This window comes from Shewanella sp. WXL01, from assembly GCF_012263345.1.
Classification (GTDB): domain Bacteria; phylum Pseudomonadota; class Gammaproteobacteria; order Enterobacterales; family Shewanellaceae; genus Shewanella; species Shewanella maritima.
On the sequence record NZ_JAAIKQ010000001.1, the window covers coordinates 648,875 to 664,073 of the forward strand.

The following is a 15,199-nucleotide window of genomic DNA, read 5'->3' on the forward strand; positions in this document are numbered from 1 at the left end:
GGTTAAGGTTTAGCAATTATGCAACCTCTAATGAATGATGAAATTGTAAATGAAAACTGTTCTCATTGCTAATAACTTTTTGGAACATATCGAGATAATTTGTTTTTATCTGGGTTATAGATAAACGCGATCTCGCTCAAACTATTGCTGTGATTGAGATCTAGCGAGTTAGAGTACAGGTATTCATCAGTGAAATTTAGTCGCCGCCAAAGGTTAACTGATTGACTGATTTGCTGAGACCTCTGGCGGCTTGATAGCAAACCTAAGCTTCTGCGGCTAATAGCAACAAACGGAGTTACGAACAAAAAGGCTAGCCGCTATAGCTAAGAGTGCGTTAGTAGCCTCGCTCAAATTCAACCACGTAATCTAACGGCTTTTGGCTGAGCCAATTCTGATAGTTTTGGCTGAACACTTCGACAACTTGCTCTGGAAAGCTTGGCGCTGCGATATGTGGCGTGATCACCGCATTTTGGCATTCCCAAATAGGGTGCTCACTAGGTAGCGGCTCCTGATTAAACACATCTAATATCGCCCGCATTTGTGGGCGTTGATCTAACAGAACCGTCAATTCGTTTAAATCCAATACATCACCACGACCAATATTGAATAGTACAGCGTCGTGCTTCAGCTGAGTTAAAGCATGTCTATTGAGTGTGCCTGCGGTTTCGGTGGTGCTTGGTAGTACGCTTACTATTGCATCGGCTATTACTAGGTGCCTGTCTAGATGGGCTAAGGTATCTACACAATCAAAACCAGGTACTTGGCGTCCTTGGCGGTTTATGCCAGTGACTGTCATACCAAAGTGTTTGGCGGTAACGGCGATATGCTGGGCAATTGAGCCTGTACCCAACAGCAGCAGATTTTGCCCTTGCAGTGACTTAAAGCTTGTAGGCAGCCACAGTTTTTGCTGCTGTTGTAGCTGGTATAAGTCGTGTTGACGCTGGTGAGAAAGTAAGTAACCAAACACATACTCACTCATGAGCGGGCCGAATATACCTTTTACATTGGTGAGTTGATAGTCTTTGCGCTGGCGTTTGCCCATGAGTTTATCGACACCCGCAAATGTCGACTGCATCCATCTTAGCTCATTGGCATGTCCTAACAGTGGCAGGGCGAGTGCTGGTTCAGCAAACCAAATATTGGCTTCCAATATGCTGTTAGGAGAGTCACCTAAAATAGTGAGCTCGGGTAAGTTACAACTTTCTATAAGCTGACGATATTGCTCATTCTCGCGAGTCAGTAATAGTAATTTGTTGCTCATAGGCCAACCACTTTTAGTCAGTACATATCATAAGTATAAGAAATCATAAGGATTATACTGACCTTTTGTTGCTAAATAAGGCAAAAAAGTACAATTCGCTAGATTTACAACTATCGGTGGCGATTTCAGCTAACGCGTGTTACTCGAACCAGTGGGGTAATTGGTCTTCGTGATGATGAAAATGCGATGCTTGCCCATCGTCAGTCTGCATAACTAATGAGTCAACTACAGCTTGGGCCTTATCAGGGTAATTACTGAAAATGCCATCGACGCCAAAATGATGCAGGGCGCGAATGTCGTCGGCTTCATCTACCGTGTACACAAATACTTTTACGCCGCGTTGATGGGCATCTTCAATCATTGCTTGGTTGACAAAGTTGATAGAAAGATTGATTGAGTAGGCATTTAAGTCACTAGCTGCTTGAGCAAGATTAAGCGGCACACCATCAACTAACGGTGCAACATACGCTTGTCCATATTCACTTTTGAGTGTTGCCAAATAGTGGTGGTTAAACGATGACACTAGGACTTGCCGGTGGGTAAAATTTAACTCATCAAATATGCGAGGGTACAAGTCCATGAACGGCGCAATAGAGAAGCAGCCTTTGAGCTCAATATTAACCATACAGCGGCCATTAATTAATTCTAGCACTTGCCACAGGGTAGGGATTGGCTCACCAAGAATATGTAACTGAGCGAGTTCAGCTTTGGTTGCTAAATGGATTGGGCCAAAGCCGTCAGATTTATTTTCTAGTCTACGGTCGTGGAACACATATAGCTCACCTTCGACGTTATGCACGTCAATTTCGATGGCAGTCACACTGAGGTCTAATGCCATTTGCATTGCTGCAAGCGTGTTTTCCGCTTGGTAGCCGCTAGCGCCGCGGTGAGCAAAAACCAACATGATAATTCCTTCTAAACTTTAATTAGGCTTGATGCCTCGCGCCCTTGATTATTACTCAAATGAATTTCCATTTGTGGGTAAGCCAACTCAACTTGGTTCTCCTTCAGTTTTTTGCTTATCTGCTTGTGAAGGCTGTGCCGTAGCGGCCAACGTGCATCCATGTCTTTAGCGTAAGAGCGCACTTCATAATCTTGGGTATGCTGACCAAAACCTGCAAACCAAACTTCTGGTTCAGGTATGGTGAGTGACAGCTCACATTCGCGTACGGCTTGATGCAGCAGCATCTCAACTTTAGTTGGGTCTGCATCTCTAGCCACTGCCACTTTAACAATCACACGGGTTATTGGATCTGACAGCGACCAGTTTACTAACTGCTCAGTGATAAACGCCTTGTTTGGCACAATGATTTCTTTACGATCCCAGTCGACAATTGTGGTGGCACGAATTTCAATTTTGGTCACTGTACCTGTGAGGTTTCTAATGGTGACGGTATCACCGATACGAATCGGCTTCTCGAATAGGATAATCAAGCCCGAGATGAAGTTGGCAAAGATTTCCTGTAATCCAAAACCCAAACCAACAGACAGTGCTGCAATCAACCATTGCAGTTTCGACCATTCAAGCCCAAGGCTAGAAAAGCCAATGATCAAGCCTAAAAAGATAACGATATAGCTACTGACAGTCGTTATAGCAAAGCCCGTACCTGGTGACAGGTCTAGACGCTGCAAAATGGTTAACTCAAGCAGGCCGGGCAGGTTCTTGGCTATCATCAATGAAAAACCAGCCAACACCATACCAACTAGTAAAGATTTTAAGGTGATTGGCACTTGCTGTTCGATGCCGTTGACACTAGAGCTGGTACTCCACAATGTAATGCCATCTAAGAACGATAACAGCGCGGTATGAGTGTGTGATAGTAGGGCGATAAGACAAGCAATAAACGCCAGTGTTAATAGTGAACGCACCAGGCGAATCGATTGACTAGCAATAGTATCCAAGTCAATTACCGGTTCTTCATAGTTTTCAATCGGTTCGTTATTGTCTTCACCTCGTTCACGCTGAGCAAGCTGTTCAGCACGCTTAGCTTTCGCACGATCAAATGCAATTAAGCGTTGTTCGATGAGCATCCAACGTTTGATTAGTTGGTATAACAACAAAAAGCTTAAACCCAGCACAATAGAAACTTGTAATTGCATAAGTAATTGCACGGAGGTGAAGTAGTAGCCAATCGCTGCCAAGAATCCACTCACCACAGGTACGCTGATAATAAATAGCCACAACAGCTTTTGTAGTAAGCGCATGTTTTGCTTACGTGGGTGATTTTCAAGGTTGGAGCCTGCAAACAAGAACACGCTCTTATAGAAGTCAAATAAGATGACGCATAGAACAATAAATGCGCCGCGGCCAAGGCTAGTGCGCACAAATGAGGTGTCTAGCATTTCGGTGAAGCCAACGAGTCCCATCAAGGGCGTGGTTAACAGGGCGAAATGCAGCACCTTACGTTGCATTGCTAATATTGCTTCACTTGGTCGTCTGAAGTGTTTTATCAGCACACCATTTTCAGCCGATAGCAGGTAGATAAATCGAAAAATAAAGTAGTTAATACCAATCGCGAGTAGGCCAAAACCTAGAGCGTAGACAAAGTTATGTTTCGAGCTGTAAAGAATGGCGCCAGCAATTAATACAGGTAGCGGCTTAATTGCAGCATAGGCAAAGGTCGCCACTAAGGTTTTAATGGTGTATTTGAACTTGTCTTGCGACACGTTGCCTACATAGCCTGTGTACCTTAAGTTGAGACGATTAAACTTAGGTGTGAGCATGTCTTGTGCCATTAGGCTCAAAATCAGTAGTATCACCCAAGATGCCCACAGGTAATTATGCTGCTGCCAGGCTTGCTTAAGCTGTTGCCATTGTTCTGCTTGCGTTAGCCATTCAATACTCTTAACAACATTTGTGAGCCAAATTGTGCCAACACTTGGAGCATTCGGTACCCAAAATAGGTGCTCATTGAGCGTGGTTTTTAAGGTGTTATGTACCTGGTTAAGTTGCTCATAGGCAACACGTAGTTTGGCTAACTCATTAAGATATTGCTCATTAGCCTTGTTTAGTTGCCCAAGCAGTGATTGCTGCGCTTGTAATAATTTCCATTGCTCATCGCTATATTTTGACTGCTCAAGTAATCGGTTTTCTAAGGTAATTTGAGCTTGTTCAAACTGATAACGTTGCAGCCTTGCGTCGGCCATGTGATTTTGTAGCTGCGCTAGATTGGGTGGCTTAGGCAGTGATTGCAAAATTGCTAAGAAGCGTTCGCCAAATGCTGCATTGGTTTTTACCCAGGTGACTTGCTCTTTTACATTACTTAATTGCAATGATTGTGACTGATAACGCTTCTCTATGAGTTCTTGTTCAGATATCGCACTATTAATATCTTTGGCTAGTTGCTTAAGCTGCAGAGCATAATCTTGATTAGTGCTATTTAATGCTTGAGATACCGCATCTTGGTAGTAAGATCGCCCTAAATTACTGGCAATGGCCAAGTCGGTTTCGGTTTGGCGCTTAATGCTGATCGCCTGATTTAACTCTTCAATCAAGGCCTCTTGCTGCTTAAGCGAAGCTCGAAGCAACTGCTGATTCAGTTGGTTTAGCTTAATCTGAACTGGGTTGGCTTTAAGCTGCGCTTGCAGTGTATCTAGGTGCTGAGTGAGTAAATTAGCCTGTAGTTGGTACTTTTCACCCAGTGGTGTGTCATTAGGCGCCTGAGGCGCTCGTAGGTGTTGTGATAGGGAGTTTTGAGCTTCTGCTACTAATTCAGGAAGCTGTTTGCGCTCTTGCTGCAGCCTTTGGTAGCGCTTGCTGACATCAAGCTCGCTTTGTTTAAGCTCTGATAACAAGGCATATGCCATTGACGATTGTTGCTCAAGGTCGACATTGGCGGCAATTTTCAGCTTTTGCTTACTTGCTGCGATTTGTTGCGCTAGCCGGGTTTGGGCTTGCTCTGCGTCGCTAATAATTGCCTTGTATGCTTGTTGCTCATCAAGCTCACGTTGGATTTCCTGCTGAATAAGAGCAATTTTAGTTTGGATATTATCTTCTTGAGCTGGCGATGTTGCGGGCAAACCGAGGCGGTTGTTAAGTGGCAACGGCGTGTTGGCATTTAACTCAAAAACGAGAGAAAAAAATAGGATGCAAACGCAAATAATACGAGTAAGTAGTGGCATAGTAAAAAGCCCAAGTCATCATGGGCTTATGGTAGCCAAAAATCTATGATTTTGCCTTATTTTTTTGCTTATGTTGCAAGGTTTCAAACACGGCTGTAGCAACAATGATACTGCCACCGATAAAGGTGTTGAGTGATACATCTTCGCCCAAAATGATAAAAGCAAAGAGTGCACCGTAACAGGGTTGTAAACAAGACACTAAACTGACCGTTTTAGCCTGCAGTTGTCTTAGCGCTTGAGCGAACAATGCATGGGGCGCTGCGGTGAAAAATACCCCTAACACTAGCAACATGATCCAAGTAGTGTTACCCACTTCATCAAAGCTTACTTGTTGCCATGGTAGTAGCAAGCAGGCCGCAATTAAGGTCTGGTAAAACATAGCCTTAGCGCCGCCGTACTCGGCAAAATACTGCTTATGCATGATATTTCGCGCGGTAAATAGGGCTGCCGATAACACGCCAACCAAAACACCTAAGGTAACATCATTGTCTAGGCTTGCTTCTGGGATTAGCAAGCTGACACCAATTAAAACAGCAATGCTAGAAATCACATCTACAACTTGCAGTTTTTGCTTGGTAAAAAAGGGTTCGGCTAACACTGTCATGACGGGGTAGGTGTAAAAAGCGATCATGCCGATGGCGACAGTCGATAGCTGCATAGCGGCAAAGTAAGTCACCCAGTGGCTGCAAACCAATGCGCTTAAGATGATCGCGACGACATAGTCTTTGTGGGTGTTAAGTTTTAATGACTGCTTAGAGAGTTTGACTAGTACCGCGAGTGCAAATGCCGCAACCACGCAGCGAAATAAGGTTATATCGACCGCAGATAATGGAACGATTTTGGAAAATAGCGCTGTTCCCCCGAACATGAGAACAGCGATATGAAGTTCAATTAAGCCGCCATATTGGCGAGAATGAGGCATAAGCTTTACTGCTTAGTTTTGTAAATTAGTTCAGCTCTGCAAACGGTTGACCCATGCGAGTTGTCTCACCTGGCTCAACGCCATCAACAAACTCATCAATGGCATCTTTGCCCCAAAGCATGACAACAGTGCTACCTAGTTTAAAGCGGCCCATTTCGTCGCCTTTTTCAAGTGTAAGTGCATCAGCGCCGCTTGTAGGGTAGTCCCAACTAAACACTTGCTTGCCACCTGGTGGAGTTACTGTGCCTGCCCAAACAGTTTCGATGCTAGCAACAATCGTAGCGCCAACCAGCACCATTGCCATTGGACCGATTTCTGTTTCAAAAATAGCAACGACGCGCTCGTTACGGGCAAAGAGTCCTGGGACGTTTTGCGCGGTTAACGGATTTACTGAGAATAGATCTCCAGGGACATAAGTCATTTTCGACAGAGTGCCAGTAATTGGCATATGAATACGGTGGTAATCTTTAGGCGCAAGATAAATAGTGGCAAAATCACCGTCTTCAAATCGCTTAGCATCTTGTTCATCACCGCCTAATAGCGCAAGTGAGGTATAAGAGTGACCCTTAGCTTGGAAGATATTGCCATCTTCAATTGGACCTAACTGACTGACTGCACCATCAACTGGGTGAGCCATGATTTTTGCGTCCTCAGCAATTGGGCGCAAGCCAGGCTTAAGTGCACGAGTGAAGAAGTCATTAAAAGTTTTGTATGCTTGCGGCTCACTTTGAGCGGCTTCAGACATGTCGATTTTATATTGCTTGATAAACCACTTAATACCCGCAGTGGTAATTGAGCCTAGTTCTGCGGCTGCAAACTTACCGACTAAACGTGATAGAAAATGTTTAGGCATAATGTATTGCAAAGCAATTTTTAATGAGTCCAATGTCTGTTCCTATTATTCGACGAGTTGGTTAAATTTTGCGTATATCATACCTAAGTCGGCGTAATATACATCCTGTCAGTTGTAAATTTGTATAAATCTAATCGTCTAGTGTACGAAAGTGTCGGGCGTGACGCTGCTCGTCGAGACTGGCGATAATACGCTGATAATTGTTAAAACGGTCCTGGGTGATATGGCCGTCTTTTAACGCTGCTTGAATGGCGCACCCAGGGTCGTCACCGTGTTTGCAGTCTCTGAACTTGCAAGTACCAAGAAACTCGCGAAATTCAATAAAGCACCAGCCGACACGCTCAGCAGGCAAGTGCCATAGGGCAAATTCACGTACGCCTGGCGAGTCGATTAAGTCTCCGCCGCTTTTAAAGTGCAACAATTTCGCCGTTGTGGTGGTATGTTGGCCAAGGCCTGAGTTGTCTGACACATCACCTACTAGCAATTCGGCATCAGGCATCAAAGCGTTGATAAGCGAAGACTTTCCAACACCTGATTGCCCCGCGAAAATGCTGACTTTATCGCTAAGGAGCGCTTTTAACTCTTCGATGCCTTCACCTGTATGGCTACTGACTTGATAAACTTGATAGCCAATGGCGCGATATCTATCGAGTGCTTGCTCGACCTCTGTGCGGTTGTCATCGTCAAGTAAATCTATTTTATTGAGTACGATGACTGGCGCGATATCGGTATCTTCACAAGCCACTAAATAGCGATCGATAATTTGTGTGGTAAAGCTTGGTAGCACCGAAGAGACAATCAAAATCTGGTCGATATTCGCTGCAATGATTTTTACACCGTCATAAAGATCGGGTCTGGTTAATGAAGATGTACGTGGATGTACAGCCTCGATTACGCCGCCAATACCCGAGCCTGATTGCACTTCTGTTGCTAGTCGCACGACAACTTTGTCACCAGTGACTAAACTGTTAATGTTGCGACGAATGTTGCAACGTGTGGTAATACCGTCTGGCGTTTCAATATCGGCGTGTTGTCCAAAGCGTGATATAACGGTGCCAGACTGCTCAGGGCCTAGCAGGTTATCTTGAAGTTCAGGGGTGTCGGCTTTGGCTGCTTTTCGCGATAAGCGTTTACTTTGGTTATCGCGCATGCGTCTTAATTGGCCTTTGCTTAGTGGTTTCTTTTTACTCACAGACGTATCTTCATTAATATAAGGTGTTTTTTTGTGTTTCAAAAACACAGTATGATACACCCTCTTTAATAAAAAAGCCTGAATTTAGGGCAACAGACGAACATAAGGCATATTAATGGCTGCGAATGCGAACAACTTGATTTGGGTCGATTTAGAAATGACAGGTTTGGAGCCTGCAGTTGACCGTATTATTGAAATTGCCACCTTAGTGACAGATCAAGATTTGAATATTATCGCTCAAGGGCCTGTACTAGCGATTCATCAGTCAGATGAAGTATTAGATGCAATGGATGACTGGAACCAAAAACATCATGGTGAATCTGGCTTGATTGACCGCGTTAAAGCCAGCGATGTGACTGAGCAAGAAGCAATCCGTCAAACCATCGCATTCTTACAAGATTATGTCCCACAAGGTAAATCACCTATGTGTGGTAATAGCATTGGCCAAGATCGCCGTTTTTTAAACAAATACATGCCAGAGCTAGAAGACTACTTCCACTACCGCAACATCGACGTCAGCACGATTAAAGAGCTAGTTCGTCGCTGGCAGCCTGAAGCCATGAATGGTTTTAGCAAGAAAAATACCCACCAAGCTCTCGAAGACATCAAAGAGTCTATCGCTGAATTACAGTTTTATCGCGAGAAAGTATTTAATATTTAATCAATCGCGCTGAAATTGAAAAAAAGGACTTGCAGTAGGCTGAATATTACATATAATTCGGCCTCGTCTTTTGGGAATGCACTTGCGCAGTACCTATAAAAAGATGAATGGAATGCGACATTAGCTCAGTTGGTCTTGAGGTGGATAATCTAAACCTTGCCCAAGTGAATAATAGAAGCAAAGATAAGCGACATTAGCTCAGTTGGTAGAGCGAAACCTTGCCAAGGTTTAGGTCATCGGTTCGAACCCGATATGTCGCTCCAAATCTTCTTAGATTTGAAACTCTTTTCAGTAGAGTATAAACATTGATATGCGACATTAGCTCAGTTGGTAGAGCGAAACCTTGCCAAGGTTTAGGTCATCGGTTCGAACCCGATATGTCGCTCCAAATTCTCCGTGAATTTGGCACAATTTGAAACGCGACATTAGCTCAGTTGGTGTTGAGGTGGAAAATCGAAACCTTGCCCAAGTGAATAATTGAAGCAAAAAAACGCGACATTAGCTCAGTTGGTAGAGCGAAACCTTGCCAAGGTTTAGGTCATCGGTTCGAACCCGATATGTCGCTCCAAATTCCCCCCCCCCAGAAACTTCACTACGCCGGACATCAGGCATGTAGGTCATCGGTTTGAATCTCTCTTCACGAAAGCATAGGTCGTTCCAACTTTTCTTCACGTGAGCTTTATCTCGCATATCTCTCTAGTAAAAGCAGTATTGGTTTCGAGCTGTATTTATGTATCCTTTTTTCGCTTCATATCTCCTTAGCGTGACTGCCATAGTCTTTCACTTAAAAGTTTGATGTTGTTCAAATAAACTTCACTGAATTTCGACAATAATTAGCTAACGCCTTTTTATAATTGAGCCTTGGAGTGAATTATGCGCATCCAGCAATTAAGTGAACTTTTAGAATACGTAGCAAATTGCCGCCTTAGTATGGGTAAGCTATACGGTCGATTGCATCGAAATGCCGACTCGTCACGAGTGAAGCTGATGCTTGAGTATTTTCAGCAGCACGAGCAGCATATTCATGACACCTTAATCAGTTATATTGAAGATGCACCGAGCCGAATTCTCGATACCTGGTATAAAGACATAGTGTTCGAAGATTTTGTAAAACGCTGCGTGACAACATCGCTTCCGGCCAACATGACTGAAGATCAGGTGCTTGAGTTACATTTGGACCTAGAAAATCGATTGATTGAGCTTGTTGAAAAAACTGCTAACAGCAGTGCGACAGATGAAGTGAAAAGCGCATTGCTTGATATTGTGCGTGTTGCAAAAACGCAGCAAAAGCGCCTAGTGCATAGCACTATTCGCATGGATGACATTTAATCATTAGCTTCAAGACGTTTTAAGACCAAAGCCAGCGCGTAATGCTGGCTTTTTTGTGAGTTTTTTACACGCTAGCTATGTCAGCATGACTAGAGTTTCTGGTATATTCTGCGGTTCGAATTTATTAGTAAGCGGTATCTATGACTCAATTTGTGACCTTGTTAGAAGATGAAGCAGCAACTGTGGCTTTAGGTAAACAGCTGGCTGGTGCAATGACGCCCCCACTGACGGTTTATCTTAATGGTGACCTCGGTGCAGGTAAGACGACCTTTAGCCGTGGAGTCATTCAGCACTTAGGTCATCAAGGTGCGGTCAAGAGCCCGACTTATGCCCTGGTTGAACCCTATGAAATCAAGGGTATCGATGTCTTTCACTTTGACTTGTACCGCGTAGCCGATCCTGAAGAGCTTGAGTTTATGGGGATCCGTGACTATTTTACGCCAAACAGTATCTGTTTGGTTGAGTGGCCAGAAAATGGTTGTGGGTTAATCGCAGAGGCTGACTTACAAATTTATATCAGTTATAAAGGTGAACAAAGGCAAATTAGTATCGAGGCTACAACCGAGCTCGGGCAAAAATTGGTAAGCAAATTAAAATAATAATGAAGATTTATCGGCTGTTTATTTACCTGGTTTCCTGCTGTGTGCTGCTGCTTTCAAGCGCGGCAAACAGTGCCAATAAGCTCGACAGTGTGCGCATTTGGGCTGCACCCGATAATACGCGTGTGGTTTTCGACCTTAAAGATGCGCCTAATTATAGTCACTTTCCACTGACCGAACCTTATAGACTCGTTGTAGATATTAAGGATACTGGCACAAAAGTCGATCTGGCTAAGCTTGCCAATAACAGTAAGCTGATTAAGCGTGTACGCTTAAGTAAACCGCCTAAAAAAGGTACGCTTCGCCTCGTACTTGATTTGCATAAGCCTGTGCAATCAAACCTATTTACCTTGCCGCCAACCGCGCCTTACGGCAACCGCTTAGTTGTTGATTTAAAAGACTCATCGAGTGCACCGTCTCAATCTAAGACCGTAAGAAAATCCGCTAACGATTCAGAGCGTGATGTCATTATTGCCATTGATGCAGGCCATGGCGGCGAAGACCCAGGCTCTATTGGTCCATCTGGCGTTTATGAAAAAACAGTTGTGCTGGATATTTCAAAACGTCTTGAGCGAATGATTAATAGCACTGCGGGTATGCAGGCGGTCATGACCCGAACAGGCGACTATTTTGTTAACTTGAATAAGCGCTCTGAGCTTGCCCGTACCAGTAAAGCTGACTTATTGATCTCCATTCATGCGGACGCATTTACCACGCCGCAACCAAGTGGTGCGTCTGTGTGGGTGCTGTCTATGCGCCGGGCAAACAGTGAGATTGGTCGTTGGTTAGAGCAAACTGAAAAACACTCTGAGCTACTTGGTGGTGCTGGCGAGATCATCCAAAATACTGACTCGGAGCAGTACCTCGCGATGACCTTACTGGATATGTCGATGAACAGCTCGATGGCAATTAGTCACTCGATTGCTGGCGATGTACTACATGACCTGGATAAAATCACTCATTTGCATAAGAAAAGGCCCGAGTCGGCTTCGTTTGCGGTACTTAAGTCGCCAGATATTCCGTCAATTTTGGTCGAAACTGGGTTTATTTCTAATCCTGGTGAAGAGCGTAAATTATCCAATGGCAAACACCAAGAAAAGGTCGCAAAGGCGATTCATAAAGGTGTGCTGAGATACTTCCAAAACCATCCGCCAGCAGGTACTTTGTTGGCCAAACGAACCAGTATCAAACACAGTGTAAAGCGTGGTGAATCGCTATCTGTCATCGCCCAGCGTTATCAAGTGAGTGTGAGTAGTATTAAAAAAGCCAATAACCTCAAGTCAGATATGCTGCGTATTGGCCAAAAACTGGTTATCCCAAGAGCGTAAACCATGGCAATTGAATTACTTCCACCTCAACTTGCTAACCAGATTGCCGCAGGAGAGGTGGTTGAGCGACCTGCATCTGTCGTAAAGGAACTGGTAGAAAACAGCCTTGATGCTGGTGCGACTAGAGTCGACATTGATATTGAAAAAGGCGGCAGTAAGCTGATCCGCATTCGCGACAATGGCTGCGGTATTGCCAAAGAAGAGCTTAATCTCGCACTTTCTCGTCACGCAACGTCAAAAGTACATACCCTTGATGATCTTGAAGCTATTTTGAGTTTTGGTTTTCGCGGTGAGGCGTTAGCGAGTGTGAGCTCTGTGTCTCGTCTCACCTTGACCTCGCGCACCGCTGAGCAAACTGAAGCTTGGCAAGCCTTTGCTGAGGGCTCGCAAATGGCGGTAAAAGTTGTACCAGCCGCACATCCACAAGGCTCTACGATTGAAGTAGCGGATTTATTTTTTAATACCCCTGCTAGACGCCGCTTTTTAAAAAGTGACAAGACAGAGTTTACTCATATTGACGAGTGGTTAAAGCGCATAGCGATGTCGCGTACCGATATTCATTTTGTTTTGACCCATAACGGCAAGCGTGTTCGTCAATATAAGCCTGCTAATACCGACATCCAGTTACAACAACGTATTGCGCAGGTTAGCGGCAAGCGTTTTGCTGAATTGGCGCTAGAAGTCAGTTGTGAGCATGAAGGTTTGAAGTTGTCGGGATTTATTCAGTCGCCTCAAGATCCTGTGCAAGTTGATACCCATTACTTCTATGTAAATGGGCGTCTTGTGAGAGACCGTTTAGTTAATCATGCTGTAAAACAGGCGTTTGCTGAACATGGTTATCAGGTTGCCCCCGCGTTCATTTTAAAGTTGGATCTTGATCCTCATCAGGTCGATGTAAACGTTCATCCTGCTAAACATGAAGTACGCTTTCATCAAGCTCGCTATGTTCATGATTACATATTGCAAGCACTGCAATCTGTACTTGGACAAATGCCGATGGAGCCTGTCACTCAGCAACCTTCAAGCAGAAAGCAGGATAGTCAATCCGTACCAGGATTAACGCTTGGGCAAAGCACCATGGAGCAAGTGTCAGCTGTGCCAAGCAGCGCAGCAACTCATAGTGGAGCAACCGGGTCGCCACAGAATGATAGCGGCCAACATAGCCATGAAGCAGGTTATTTCAATAGCCAAAGCCAATACGGCAGAATGCATATTCCGAGCAAGGATGGTGCAGCTCAGAGCTATACGCAGACTCAGGCTGGTTTAAGACAATCAAGCTATGCTGATAACAGTGACTATGGTGACAGTAGCGTTAGCGGGCAACCTAGGCATCCTGGGCGACATGATAAATCTAGCTACAGCCAATCGCCTTACCGAGGGCAAAATGAGGATATCAACCCTAGGGCAGTAGAGAGCTACGCCAAGTTACTATCTACGCCTGAAGTGGTAACCGATGCGGGCATAGATACAGGTTTACAACCTATGCCTGATTTACTCGATGAACGTTACTGGGTGAAAGTGGTCGGGCAGCAATTGTTGCTGCTGGATATCACCTTGGTGTCTAAGGCGCTGGCAAAAAACGAGTTACTTGAAAAGCTACCAACAGGGTTGGTGAGCCAACCTTTATTGATGCCAACTTCAGTAGCCGCAGATAGCGATTGGTTAAAGGTGATTGCTGATCAAGATAATCTACTGAGAAAAATGGCAATTGAGGTTACAATTCGCTATCAGCAGTTGATTATCAAAAAAGTGCCCCAATATCTAAGGGAAGCACATTTAGCAAACATCATTCCTGAACTGTTGCAGTGGTTTATGGTCGAAACACCAACAGATGAGGCGTTAAGTCAGTGGATTGTTGAGCATATGCAAGTGCCTAACATCAACCCACAGTCTCAATGGCAAGCTTTATGTGAGCTTTCTGAGCAGAAACAGCAAGTTATTTGGCAACAAGCTAAGGTCATGCCTTGGCAGCAATGGTTAAAAGAGCAAACGAGTGACAACTAAGCCGCAACCTAAAGTCATTTTTCTTATGGGCCCAACTGCGTCGGGGAAAACTGCACTCGCAATTGAACTAGCCAAACATCATAACTGTGAGATTATCTCAGTTGACTCAGCGTTGATTTACAAAGGTATGGATATCGGCTCGGCTAAGCCCACCGCAGACGAAATAGCCCAGGCTCCACATGCATTGATTGATATTTTAGACCCAGCAGAAAGCTATTCTGCTGCAGATTTTCGCCAAGATGCTATTGCCGAAATTGAGCGCATCTTAGCGAAGGGTAAAACGCCACTGCTTGTTGGTGGTACTATGATGTACTTTAAAACCTTGCTTGAGGGGTTATCGCCGCTGCCAAGCGCTGATGAAGCCATTCGCGCGGAGATTACCAAGCAAGCTGAGTCAATTGGCTGGCAAGCTTTACATCAAGAGTTATGCGATATCGACCCAGTTGCGGGTGAGCGAATTCATCCAAATGATCCCCAGCGCTTATCACGCGCGTTAGAGGTGTATCGTATTACTGGGAAAACCTTAACCGAGTTATCGCAGACTAAAGCACCAGCATTACCTTATGACGTAGTGCAATTCGCTATTGCACCAACGGATAGAAAAGTGTTACATGAATTAATCGCTAAGCGTTTTAACATTATGCTCGAACAAGGATTTGTTGCTGAGGTCGAGTCGTTAAAAGCGCGGGGCGATTTACACATAGATATGCCGTCAATGCGCTGCGTGGGTTACCGCCAGTGTTGGCAGTATCTTGATGGGGAATTCGACTATAAGACTATGGTCGAAAAAGGAACCGCTGCAACTAGGCAATTAGCTAAACGTCAATTAACATGGCTAAGAGGTTGGCCTGACTTGCATTGGTTAGAAAGCGGTGCTGAAGGGAATTTAGTTACACTTATGCGTCAATGCCACTAGCATAATAGTGTG

Annotated in this window: 12 protein-coding genes and 3 tRNA genes; 9 read left to right on the forward strand and 6 right to left on the reverse strand. The window is 44.6% G+C overall.

The features are described 5' to 3' along the window. Positions 1 to 334 precede the first annotated feature (334 nt). The 6 genes from G3R49_RS02700 to rsgA form a co-directional block, all read right to left on the reverse strand. Positions 335 to 1,261 carry a D-2-hydroxyacid dehydrogenase gene (locus tag G3R49_RS02700; protein WP_167868567.1) on the reverse strand — a complete coding sequence of 309 codons (927 nt, stop codon included), beginning with the start codon at positions 1,259 to 1,261 and terminating at the stop codon, positions 335 to 337. A gap of 139 nt (positions 1,262 to 1,400) precedes the next feature. Next, on the reverse strand, positions 1,401 to 2,165 hold the full coding sequence (locus G3R49_RS02705) for a glycerophosphodiester phosphodiesterase (RefSeq protein ID WP_167868568.1): 765 nt from the start codon (positions 2,163 to 2,165) through the stop codon (positions 1,401 to 1,403). An 11-nt stretch (positions 2,166 to 2,176) separates the two neighbouring features. After that, on the reverse strand, positions 2,177 to 5,383 hold the full coding sequence (locus G3R49_RS02710) for a mechanosensitive ion channel domain-containing protein (RefSeq protein WP_167868569.1): 3,207 nt from the start codon (positions 5,381 to 5,383) through the stop codon (positions 2,177 to 2,179). A gap of 43 nt (positions 5,384 to 5,426) precedes the next feature. Further along, positions 5,427 to 6,305 (reverse strand): DMT family transporter, encoded by an 879-nt coding sequence (locus tag G3R49_RS02715; RefSeq protein ID WP_167868570.1) that lies wholly within the window; start codon positions 6,303 to 6,305, stop codon positions 5,427 to 5,429. Positions 6,306 to 6,330: 25 nt separating this feature from the next. Beyond that, entirely contained in the window at positions 6,331 to 7,191 is an 861-nt protein-coding gene (gene asd / locus G3R49_RS02720) for an archaetidylserine decarboxylase (protein ID WP_167868571.1), read from the reverse strand. Between the two features lie 97 nt (positions 7,192 to 7,288). After that, complete coding sequence (gene rsgA, locus G3R49_RS02725; RefSeq protein ID WP_167868572.1) at positions 7,289 to 8,350, reverse strand: small ribosomal subunit biogenesis GTPase RsgA; 1,062 nt, start codon at positions 8,348 to 8,350, stop codon at positions 7,289 to 7,291. Positions 8,351 to 8,465: 115 nt separating this feature from the next. Between rsgA and orn the strand changes: the two genes are divergently transcribed. The 9 genes from orn to miaA all read left to right on the forward strand — a co-directional run bounded on the left by orn (position 8,466) and on the right by miaA (position 15,187). After that, positions 8,466 to 9,011 (forward strand): oligoribonuclease, encoded by a 546-nt coding sequence (gene orn, locus G3R49_RS02730; protein WP_167868573.1) that lies wholly within the window; start codon positions 8,466 to 8,468, stop codon positions 9,009 to 9,011. 187 nt (positions 9,012 to 9,198) lie between these two features. Beyond that, a tRNA-Gly gene (locus tag G3R49_RS02735) sits at positions 9,199 to 9,274 on the forward strand. A gap of 49 nt (positions 9,275 to 9,323) precedes the next feature. Then, positions 9,324 to 9,399 (forward strand) — tRNA-Gly (locus G3R49_RS02740). Between the two features lie 104 nt (positions 9,400 to 9,503). Then, positions 9,504 to 9,579 (forward strand) — tRNA-Gly (locus tag G3R49_RS02745). Between the two features lie 305 nt (positions 9,580 to 9,884). Continuing rightward, positions 9,885 to 10,340, forward strand: coding sequence for a hypothetical protein (locus G3R49_RS02750; RefSeq protein WP_130598486.1), 456 nt, complete (start codon positions 9,885 to 9,887; stop codon positions 10,338 to 10,340). Between the two features lie 140 nt (positions 10,341 to 10,480). Continuing rightward, complete coding sequence (gene tsaE, locus G3R49_RS02755) at positions 10,481 to 10,939, forward strand: tRNA (adenosine(37)-N6)-threonylcarbamoyltransferase complex ATPase subunit type 1 TsaE (protein WP_167868574.1); 459 nt, start codon at positions 10,481 to 10,483, stop codon at positions 10,937 to 10,939. A gap of 2 nt (positions 10,940 to 10,941) precedes the next feature. Then, entirely contained in the window at positions 10,942 to 12,267 is a 1,326-nt protein-coding gene (locus G3R49_RS02760) for an N-acetylmuramoyl-L-alanine amidase (RefSeq protein WP_130598482.1), read from the forward strand. Between the two features lie 3 nt (positions 12,268 to 12,270). Next, positions 12,271 to 14,271 carry a DNA mismatch repair endonuclease MutL gene (mutL, locus tag G3R49_RS02765; protein ID WP_167868575.1) on the forward strand — a complete coding sequence of 667 codons (2,001 nt, stop codon included), beginning with the start codon at positions 12,271 to 12,273 and terminating at the stop codon, positions 14,269 to 14,271. Next, on the forward strand, positions 14,261 to 15,187 hold the full coding sequence (miaA, locus tag G3R49_RS02770; protein WP_130598478.1) for a tRNA (adenosine(37)-N6)-dimethylallyltransferase MiaA: 927 nt from the start codon (positions 14,261 to 14,263) through the stop codon (positions 15,185 to 15,187). Before mutL ends, miaA begins: the two co-directional genes overlap by 11 nt. Positions 15,188 to 15,199: the final 12 nt, after the last annotated feature.

Bases quoted from the DNA above. Each gene is read 5' to 3' on its own strand.
- G3R49_RS02700 (WP_167868567.1), bottom strand. From the start codon at position 1,261: ATGAGCAACAAATTACTATTACTGACTCGCGAGAATGAGCAATATCGT.
- G3R49_RS02705 (WP_167868568.1), bottom strand. From the start codon at position 2,165: ATGTTGGTTTTTGCTCACCGCGGCGCTAGCGGCTACCAAGCGGAAAAC.
- G3R49_RS02710 (WP_167868569.1), bottom strand. From the start codon at position 5,383: ATGCCACTACTTACTCGTATTATTTGCGTTTGCATCCTATTTTTTTCT.
- G3R49_RS02715 (WP_167868570.1), bottom strand. From the start codon at position 6,305: ATGCCTCATTCTCGCCAATATGGCGGCTTAATTGAACTTCATATCGCT.
- orn (WP_167868573.1), top strand. From the start codon at position 8,466: ATGGCTGCGAATGCGAACAACTTGATTTGGGTCGATTTAGAAATGACA.
- G3R49_RS02750 (WP_130598486.1), top strand. From the start codon at position 9,885: ATGCGCATCCAGCAATTAAGTGAACTTTTAGAATACGTAGCAAATTGC.
- tsaE (WP_167868574.1), top strand. From the start codon at position 10,481: ATGACTCAATTTGTGACCTTGTTAGAAGATGAAGCAGCAACTGTGGCT.
- G3R49_RS02760 (WP_130598482.1), top strand. From the start codon at position 10,942: ATGAAGATTTATCGGCTGTTTATTTACCTGGTTTCCTGCTGTGTGCTG.
- mutL (WP_167868575.1), top strand. From the start codon at position 12,271: ATGGCAATTGAATTACTTCCACCTCAACTTGCTAACCAGATTGCCGCA.